7 protein-coding genes are annotated in these 9,967 nt (G+C 56.3%); 2 read left to right on the top strand and 5 right to left on the bottom strand.

The features are described from left to right. The first annotated feature begins 210 nt into the window (after positions 1-210). Positions 211-3,021 carry a TonB-dependent receptor domain-containing protein gene (locus AB4043_RS04450; protein WP_442306562.1) on the top strand — a complete coding sequence of 937 codons (2,811 nt, stop codon included), beginning with the start codon at positions 211-213 and terminating at the stop codon, positions 3,019-3,021. 136 nt (positions 3,022-3,157) lie between these two features. Here AB4043_RS04450 and AB4043_RS04445 read toward each other — a convergent pair whose 3' ends face one another. The 5 genes from AB4043_RS04445 to AB4043_RS04425 form a co-directional block, all read right to left on the bottom strand. Next, a complete protein-coding gene (locus tag AB4043_RS04445; RefSeq protein WP_442302960.1) occupies positions 3,158-3,823 on the bottom strand; it encodes a hypothetical protein in 666 nt (221 codons plus the stop codon). Between the two features lie 114 nt (positions 3,824-3,937). After that, entirely contained in the window at positions 3,938-5,935 is a 1,998-nt protein-coding gene (locus AB4043_RS04440) for a SpoIIE family protein phosphatase (RefSeq protein ID WP_442302961.1), read from the bottom strand. A 563-nt stretch (positions 5,936-6,498) separates the two neighbouring features. Next, on the bottom strand, positions 6,499-6,744 hold the full coding sequence (locus AB4043_RS04435; RefSeq protein WP_442302962.1) for a hypothetical protein: 246 nt from the start codon (positions 6,742-6,744) through the stop codon (positions 6,499-6,501). A 97-nt stretch (positions 6,745-6,841) separates the two neighbouring features. Further along, complete coding sequence (locus AB4043_RS04430; RefSeq protein WP_442302963.1) at positions 6,842-8,068, bottom strand: glycosyltransferase; 1,227 nt, start codon at positions 8,066-8,068, stop codon at positions 6,842-6,844. Positions 8,069-8,127: 59 nt separating this feature from the next. Then, a complete protein-coding gene (locus AB4043_RS04425) occupies positions 8,128-8,961 on the bottom strand; it encodes a cupin domain-containing protein (protein WP_442302964.1) in 834 nt (277 codons plus the stop codon). A gap of 112 nt (positions 8,962-9,073) precedes the next feature. Between AB4043_RS04425 and AB4043_RS04420 the strand changes: the two genes are divergently transcribed. Then, positions 9,074-9,568, top strand: coding sequence for a YkgB family protein (locus AB4043_RS04420; protein ID WP_442302965.1), 495 nt, complete (start codon positions 9,074-9,076; stop codon positions 9,566-9,568). Positions 9,569-9,967 lie beyond the last annotated feature (399 nt).

Here is a 9,967-nt window from a genome sequence, read left to right as displayed (position 1 = left end):
GGCAAAGGGCCGTGGATCTGCCGTGTCACCGGCGAAAAATTACTTTCACCTATTGATCAACAAAATTTATAAGCAAGAATTTCCTAGTTTTTACTAGGGCATTTGCCCCTGTCCCCGCATGACCGAGGCATGGCTATAATCGCGCATCGTCGTAACAGATCCGTAATAGTTGAAATCGTAGACATCGTACCGCGCTGAAGCGTTGAGACTGTGCAGGTCGAAGGCAGTCAGCCTTTATTGCAGAGCGAGAATGCCTCGCTGGGCGCAGTGATCGATACAGAGCGAACCCAGAATCTTCCTTTGAATGGAAGGAAGTTCGATGATCTTGCCGTGTTGACTCCGGGTGTGAGTGTCTACAACCCCGATCTTCATTCCTCGAGTACCGACGGTTCCGCCATATCATCCAATGGGGGCCGCTCGACCTGGGGACAGATCAACGTCGATGGCATCACGATGGTGAACAATCGGCATGCGTATGTGAATCTCTATCCTTCCATCGACGCAATCGAAGAGTTCACCGTGCAAACCGGCAACTACTCCGCGGAGTACGGTGGCAGTGCCGGCTCGAATGTAAATATCCAGTTGAAGTCGGGAACGAATAAATTCCATGGCAGCGCGTTCGAATTTATTCGTAACGATGCGGTCGATGCGCGTAACTACTTTCGCCCCGCTCCGCTTTCGAAAAATGTCTTGAAGCAGAATCAATTTGGAGCAACAGTTGGCGGTCCGATCATCAAGGACAATACCTTTTTCTTTCTCAGTTATGAAAGCCTTCGCTCCGTTGAGGAGTTTCCATCGACGGCGAATGTTCTGACGCCGGCGCAGCGCAGAGGAGACTTTTCCGCCTCGTCGACTCCCATCATTAACCCGTTTACGGGTAACCCATACCCAAACAACCAGATTCCAGTGAATGCCGTAGCCCAGAACATCATCAACACGTATATGCCCCTGCCAAACAGCAGTGGCAGTACGAACTACGCTGGGGTCAACTCTGGCCGGTTGAGTGTAAACCAGGGTATCGTTCGGCTCGATCACAAGTTCAGCGATCGCGACCAGGTATTTCTCCATTACATCTATGCCATCCGCGACTTTCCGGTGACTGATGTGAATCCCAACTTTCACTTCACCGGTACATATCCCATCCACAACGTTGCGCTGCAATATCTCCATGTCTTTTCGCCGAAGCTGCTCAATGAGCTTCGCGCCGGCACGAACCTCGAACACGTGAAGCAGTCGGGCACGCGGACCGGTACAGGTTTTACGGTTGAATCTCTAGGGATCAATGGATTCAAAGTCGGCGGACCGAATGGCCGGCCTCTGAATCCCAATGAAGAAGACTTCCCCATTCTGAATATCGCTGGATATCTGGGCATGGGTGACGACCTCGCAGCATCGAACCTTGATTACAGCCGGACCTATCAGCTTGCCGACAATCTCACGTGGACCCATGGCAAACACGCACTGATCTTCGGCACCGACATCCGCTATGTGCTCGACGACGCGACGACGAACAACACGCCATTTGGAGAGATGGACTTCACAGGAGATATCACCGGGGATCCTGCTGCGGACTTTATGCTTGGTTTCCCACGCACCAGCCTTACTCCTGAAGGCGTTCCGATCACAAAAGCCCGGCAATGGCGATCCGCTTATTACGCGCAGGACAACTGGCGTGTGAACTCAAGACTGACAATCAATCTTGGCGTCCGTTATGACCTGTTCGCTCCGCCAGTCGACGTGAACAACGTCAGCCGTACGCTCGACTTCAGTGGCGCCGTTCCGGTATTCACGCCGGCTCCGGGCCAACGGTTGAACAGCATCTGGTCGATCACCCATAAAGACTTCGGCCCGCGACTGGGTTTTGCCTACAGCGTGACGCCTACGATGGTGGTTCGCGGTGGATACGGAGTCTTCTACTATGGCGGCCAGTTCGACAATATCAACATCCTGCAGCTGAATCCTCCGACGGCAGGCAGTCTCACCATAACCAATCCCAGCAGCAATCCGGTTGCGACGATTCAGAACCCTGTGCCGGCCTCGCTCTATCCCGCGAACCCTTACTTCAATGCGGTAACACTCCCTGCGGATCGTCAGCGCCCGGACCTCTATCTGCAAACCTACAATCTGACTGTTTCAAAGCAGTTCGGGTCCAATGTGCTGGACGTAAGCTACGTCGGTGTGAATGGCAGCCATATCGATAGCAGTATCAAGAATTTCAACTCGCCTGCGCCGGGCGACCTGGTCAATCCGGTCCAGGGGCGACGACCCTACAATACCTTCGCTCGGATCCGCTATCAGGATTTCGATGGAGCATCGAACTACAACGGTTTGCAGATGCACTTCGAGCATCGGTTCACCAAAGGGCTGAGCTTTACGGCTGCGTACACGTTATCTCATGAGCTGGATAACCAGGCCTTCGATACGAATGGCGGCGGCTGCGGGTGTCAGAACCCTCGCAACCCGCATGAGTGGGCAAGCGGAACGACTGACCAGAGGCACAACCTATCCATGGGCTACGTGTGGAAGCTTCCTGCTTTCAACAAGAGCGACGCGATGGCGGCAAAGCTGTTAACTGACGGCTGGGCATTGAATGGATTGGTACAGCTTGCCAGCGGAAATCCATACGATGTCCTGCAGAGCAGTGACGGACAGAATACGGATAACCAATGGCAACGTCCCGACAGGGTTCCTGGTTCGACTTTGTCGGTGGCACATCGTTCCATCGACAACTGGTTCAATACGGATGCGTTTACGCTCAGCACGTTGAACTATGGGACGTCGACGCGGAATCCTCTTGTATCGCCTGCAACCGATGTCGTAAACCTTGCCGTGATGAAGAACGTCGCAATGCCTTTCAATGAGGCCCATCAGCTTCAGATCCGCTTCGAAGCATTCAACGCCTTCAATACTCCGCAGTGGTCGACGCCGGATTCCAACCTGGGAGATGGCACCTTCGGCCAGATCACCTCAACCCGTTTGAATAACCGCGAGCTACAACTGGCAATCAAGTACCTGTTCTGAACCCTGGCAAGCTACGGGAGGCGTCCTGATTTTCAGGATGCCTCTGCTTGCTGCATGGATAAAGCTCGACACGTTACGCAAAACTTATCGAGCGCCCCGACAAGTCGGCTTCCCGGTAGCGACAGCCGCGGTTCGCTTACTTGCTTGCCTGGCAAAGACCTTTTGGTGTCCAGTCATGGACCATCGTGGTTGGGACCTGTGATGATTGATGCAGGATAATCACGATCGATTGGCGCTCTGCCGTGCCGATCGCGGTGAGGTGCATCGATAATCCCATGGGAACGATTACGGGAGCGGCGCCTGCCCGGCTGATCTGCATGCGGCCATCGGAGGTCTCCAGACATGTTTCGCCGCCTACGGCATACCAGGCCTCCGGGCCTGAGTGAAGGTGTGAGGGCGCCGTCATTCCCGGTGTGAAGTCCGCTTCCATAAACTGCGCCGAGTATTTTTCTCCAGCCACGACCGGAAGCGGTCCAATTTCGGAAATGCGATTTCCGTGGGCCGATCTCCATTTCTCGTCTTCGATGGTCATCAGCCACACCTTGCCAAATGACTCGACCACCGTGCCTCGTGGTCCTTTGTCTGCTTCTGCCGCGAGCCGTGTTGGATAGGCGTCGAGATGCCAGAAGACCTGTGGCTTTGTGAGTTGACCTACGGGATTGTCCGCCAGGATCCAGCAGCCGACCTGTTGTGTACGCACACCCACCGGCTTGCAGGTATCGCCCGGGACAGCGACCCCTTGCGCGGCCAATTGCGTACATGGGAGCAGTAACAGAGAAAACCAGAGCACCTGGCGGATCATGGATTCGAATCTCCGATCATTGGCATTTTGCAGCAGCGACGAAATTATAAGCGGGCAGGCTGAGTTCGCAACCAGCGCCGTGCCGAGGCTGTTCTCCGAAGGAGTGCTGCGAGTTTATTCAACGCGGCGGACGAGCAGGATCGTCTGATCGTCGGCTTGTTTGCCAAAGGCCTGTGCGGCGGAGACGATGCTGTCGCGAATGCTTGCAAGGTCCTGCCCAGGCATCTGCGTCAGGATCGCCGCGATGCGGTCACTTCCGAACTCTTCCTGCTGGGCGTTGGCAGCTTCAAGGATGCCGTCGGTGGCGATAGCGACGAGATCGCCTTGTTCCATTTGCAGGGAGTGCGAGAGATATGCGTCGACCGGAAGCAGGCCGACGGGGAGTTGATGGCAGGTGATCGCTTGCACGGTCCGGTTGGATGCCCGGTAGTGGAGGATCGATGGGTGTCCGGCGAGGGTGTACTGGACGCGGCCATCGGGTGCAAGACAGATAGCGGACAGGGTTGCGTACATGTGCGGCGCCTTCACCGCAGGGAGTGCGCGGTTGAGACGGTCGCAGAGACTGGCGAGAAGGGAAGCGGAGTCATCCGAGGATTCGAGCAGGATGGTGCGGACCGCGGTCTTGATCATGCCCATGAGGATGCTGGCCGGGAGTCCGTGACCGGAGACATCAGCGACGTAGGCGAGGATAGATCGATTAGGGAGCAGCACAAAGTCCACCAGATCGCCGCCCACCTCTTCGCTGGGCAGCGAGAGGCCATTCAGGTCGTAGCCGCCGAATGAAGTAGAGATAGGCGGCACGAGCGTGCGCTGAATGCTGTGGGCAGATTCGAGTTCACTCGCAAGGCGCATTTCTTCCCGCCGGGCGAGCGAGAAGCGCCGAATCAGAAATAGAAGCAGGGCAAAGATGAAGATTGTGCCGACGGCCGGACCAGGCATCAGCACGAACGGTTTGGTTAGCAATGGGAAAACCCAGCGTGCCGTCCAACGCTGCCAGCCCAGTTGCCAGGTGACGAGGAGGATGTCGTCGATTAAGGGAAATCCCTGCCAGAGAAGAGTGGGAACCAGCAGGATGAGCGCGTCGCGATCACGTTGGAGTGAACGCTTAAGTAGGATTACGAAAATCCATACGATGGCAGGGAGCGCGGCCAGCGTGCCCAGCAACCCGGCGATTGCCACGGACGTGATATGGAAGACGTAAAGAAACACGACCGTTGGCGGGCTGATGAACAACAGGGCAACAACGAACCACCAGGACCTGGAATGCGAGGTGCGCAATACGACGGAGAAAAATGCCAGAGCGGCAAAGAGAGCGGCCAATCGCACGAGGCCATCGACAAAATCGAAGACCGGTAAAGGGATCAGAGCAAAATCTCTGCTGATGCCTAATCCAATGTCGACCGCGTTCGCCAGGAGAAACAGAGCGAACCATAGATATTCACGTTCCTCACGACGGATGAAAAACAACACGAGCACGACGAGGCCGACGAGCGTGCTGAGCACGGCATAGGTGTATTCATCGACGAGGCCGTTCCACTGCAGCGATCTATCCGTCGCCGCGCGTCGCGCGATGAGGCGGGAGTCTCCGAAATAGCTGCTGCCATAGAAGCCTCCCGGCACGTAGTCCGCCCAGACGGGAAGGTGCCAGGTGCGGATGGCAATATGAAATGTACGCGGGCCAGAAGCGGCGGGGGATAGGTCGAAGACGCGGCTTGCGATGGCGTAGTTCAGGGAACCTTGGATCGGGCCGAAAGAACCGGCTTGACGTCCGTCGACGAAGAGCTGATAGCCGGTTTCCATCGGTCCTAAATAGATGGACCAGTTCCTGCTGCCATCAGGCACCGCGACGGTGAAGCGATACCATGCGAATCCTCCATAGTTCTTATAACCCTGTTGGCTCGATTGTTCATCGGAGCGGAGCAGGGGCCATTGCGAATCGTCGAAATGAGGGTCGGCCCATGCGACATCGTCCCCGGTGTGAAAACGCCAGAGGCCATCGAGGGAAGCAACGGGTTCGCGTCCGGTTTGCAGGTTGAAGGTCTGGCCATGGAGACCAGAGGCCGCGCAGAGTAAGAACGACACCAGCAGCACAGAGAACAACGCGCGTCTCATTTGTACGTCTCCAGGGTTAGGACAGAATCTTGAGAAACCGCGTTCAGACCATGTGCCGGCGATTGCTCTAGGCCTTCGGCCATCTTTCTAACCATAGTATTTTGCAGCGACGAAATTATATGCGGGAGGCCTGAGTTCACAAGCGAGCGACTGTCGTCGGCCATATCGGAGGTGATGCGGTCGGATTAGCCTTGCCAGGGCAAATCGACAAGTTCGCTTTTACTGAAGCTCTATAGAGCGGGCCTTCAGCCCTTTAATTTCTATGGGGCCATCAGACCTGGGGCGTTGCCCCAGGCTGGTATAGAACGCGCCTTTCCACCCCAATGAACAAGTTCATTGGGGACCCCGGCCTTCAGCGCTTACCCAGCGGGTGCCCACCCTCGGAGTCCTCGACGAACTTGTTCGTTGGGGTGAACGCTCGCAACGCTAGGGTGGGTTAGGAAGAACTGTGGCCGCTCGCAGGAATTACGGCCGCAACCAGTTTTCTTTTCGCGGATCTGTACGGACTTGGTCAGCTTCGGCGGTGGACCTCTAGATGCACTGTCCTACGAGCAACAACGGGCTTAGCCAAAGAGGCTCCTGGCTCCGCGCTCGTGATGCAGCACCCACATCGTTGCGAGACCGGCCTGTGCGATTGCGAACATGCGGGTCGCGTGGGGGGGGCGCTGACACCAGCGCATGCCGCGCCGCCAACCGGCAGGACCTTTCTTCCAGAACTGTCCACCGTGCGTGGGATGCAATGCAGCAGCCACTCCATCGCCGATCAGCGTAATGGCTATTGCGTGCTTGATGCGATCTGCTGTGGTCATCTCAATCGCCCTCCGTTCTGCAGAAACTTGAGATGCGGGCAGAGCGAGATGTGCTGCCCATGAGTCTCAGGCGGGCAGGTGAGACGGAAGCCCTGATCTATTCCTGCTCCACTTCCAGATAGTCCGCAATCGAGCGATGCAGGTCGGTCGCTCCTGGAAGCTCCAGGCGTTGTTGTGCGATCTCCGCGGCGAAGGCCAGTTCGTTCATCGTGACCGCGCCGGCAATCACGATATCCAGGAGCTCCGGATATTTGGGCTCCATCGAGCAAGCCTCGCGGAGAATCGCTATTCCTTCCTGCGTCTTGCCCAGATGGATCAGGCAAACTCCGTATTTCGCCAAAATCAGCGCGGTTGCTCCACCCTGCCTGCGAGCCGTGTTGTAGGCGTGAGCCGCTTCTTCGTACTGCTGCAGGTGCAGGCGAGCATCTCCGAGCGTTTCGTACAGGACGATGCTGGTCACGTTCCTTGCCATGGCATGTGAGAGCAGCTGGATCGCATCTTCGTACCGCTGCATGCGCAGCAAGCAAACCCCGCCCAGGATGACGGCGTCCATGTTGGATTCATCCAACTGAACGGCGCGAATTAACATGTCCAGGGCTGCCTGCGGGTCCTTGGAGAACTCGAGCTCGGCCCAGCCCAGTTCGTAGGCTGTTCTGCTGTCTTCTGGATACGCTTCAAAATGCCGTCTGTTGATCTCCAGATAAAGCGCGTTCTTGGCGTCGCGAACGCTTTCTTCATCGTCGACGAGCCCGAAGTGATGGATCACGAACGTCGCCTGGCCGATGGGGAGACCGAGCTCCTGCACGCGATAGACAACGGTCTCGTGCACCGGCCGTTCGAAGCGGATCTCAGGATTCCGGCGGAACAGACGGGTATTGATGGTGGTGACATACGCAGGGAAGGGGGCCGATTCCGGAAGGATGCGCGGATTCGCTAAGGCCCCTTCCGCGCCGCTCCGACTGTTGGCCTGCCGTACGTAGTTCCATCGCACGACATCGAAGGCGTCCATATCCGTCTTTGCGACCAGCTTCTTCAGAAGCTCGGCGCCTTCCGGGTCCATCATCTCGTCGGCGTCGAGGACAAGAATCCAGTCGCAGGTTGCCTGCTGCAGCACAAGGTTCCTGGCCTCGGCGAAGTCCTCGTTCCAGGGAATGGGCATCCAGGTCGCCCCAAATCTCTTTGCAATCTCAGCGGTGTCGTCAGTGGATCCGGTGTCGCCGATAACAATGCGATCCACGATGGACCGCGCGCTCTGTAAACACCGTGCCAGACTGCTTCCGCCATTTTTCACGATCATCGAAAGTTCGATCGTGGGTGCGCTCATAACAAAACCCCTTCGAAGCAATTGTCGCTCAGCCTGGACGACTCGGCGAGAGGCCTAGTTCACTCGTTGTGCATTCGGCTGCGAGCCAGCCATTCCGAAGGAGATACGCCCAGACGTTGCGTAAAGACACGGGTGAGAGCCGGGGCATTGGCGTATCCCACAGCGGCCGCAATGAGTTTCAGCGAGTTACCTTTCTGTAACATTGTCTGCGCGATCCCCAATCGCCAGTTGGTCAGGTAATCAAATGGAGTCATACCGACAACCTGCCGAAAATGGACGGCGAAACGAGCACGGGACATACCGGCAAGTTGAGCCAGATGTTCGAGTGACCACGAAGTCTCGGGGCGTTGATGCATGGCCTCGATGGCTCTGCTCAAACGAGGATCACTGAGCCCCGGCAAAATCCCGCTCTCAACAATGTGCGCACTTGCTGCCGATCGCATCAGCAGTACAAAGAGATATTCGAAGAGTCGATCCAGGGCAGCCTGACGGCCCGGCGATTGTGCGGCGGCCTCGGTGAACAGAAGCTGCAGCGTCGGCGCAAGTTCGGGAAGGGCATCAAGCGGGACCACGAGCGGCTCAGGTAGACACGCAATCAGCGTATTTAACATTCCTGTGCCAAATTCGATCGTCGCGCATACCAGCTCGGCGCCATCCTCCATTGGGCCGTGAAGCCGATGAAGCCGGGGACGCGGGAAAAAGATAACGCTCGGCCTATCAATAACCAGTTTGCGGGCGCCAGGCCGCGAGATCTTCAGCGTTCCCTTCCCGAGCACATGAAGATAACCGGCGTGATCGTTCGCCTGGTCGGGCGTGCTTCCGCACAAGGTTCCCGAATAAAACATCCGGGCTGTGAGGGAAAACCGTTCGAAAAAGGGCGCGAGGCGATCCATCGAGACTCTAAGGTATATCAACGATACTAGTTATGCCAATCCGTATTGTCTTATCTCCATAGATGCTTCCCGTGCGGCGCTGAAGCGCTGCCGGAGATTGGAAATAAGGTCAATGAACGCGCTTATCCGACTTCTATCGAAATCAAGTCTTCTAAAGGGAGACCTCGACAACCATCTCATCCGCGCATCGATGGTTATCATCTACTTCTTCTTCGGGTATCAGAAGTGGTTTGAGTACGAGGCACAAGGATTAGTCCCATTCTTCACCCACGGACCTCTCATCTACTGGATGTACGCGGTCTTCGGTATCAAAAGCTCGACGTACTTTCTGGGTGTCTCCGAGTGGCTGTTTGGAGGCTTGTTGCTGGCGGGGTTTTGGAACCGTAAGGCGGGAATCCTGGGCGCTCTGGGATCGGTGTTCACTTTCATTGCGACGGTGACGATCATTCCGTTCATGCCCGATGGCTGGGCTCCGTCTGCAGGCGGTTTTCCCGCGATGGTTGGTAATGTGGCTTTTCTGATGAAGGATGTAGTTCTGCTGGCCGTGTCGTTCTATCTGCTGAAACAGGATCTTGCCAAAGTGACGCCTGCGGCGGAGATTGTGTAACCAGAGTGGTCGATAAAGTCGGAAGCTGTAGACACTCGTTGCTCCATTCTTCGCAGCTTTATCGCGAAGAATGGGGTCCTGGGCAAACACGGTCGCTGGGTATCGCGCTTTGCGCGCGACCGTATCGAATATATCCATGCACCTTAATTCATTGGGTGCTATTCGAGCTGTCCGATACACTGTGGTTCTCCAGACGTAAGCTCTGGACAAGCGTTCCTCATAGGAGACTGTATGGCTTCCATTACCGGCTTTGGCGGAGCATTCTTGCGGGCAAATGATCCGAAGGCTCTCTATCAGTGGTACGAGCAGCATCTCGGCCTGGTGAAAGCTGATGGAGCGTTCGGATTTCCCGCTCCGACGCAACACCCGCGGGTTGTCTTCTCCTTCTTCAAGCAAGAC

Source organism: Terriglobus sp. YAF25, from assembly GCF_052113305.1.
Lineage (GTDB): Bacteria > Acidobacteriota > Terriglobia > Terriglobales > Acidobacteriaceae > Terriglobus.
The sequence above is the reverse complement of the archived record's forward strand: the minus strand, read 5'-3'. Positions and strand labels throughout refer to the sequence as shown.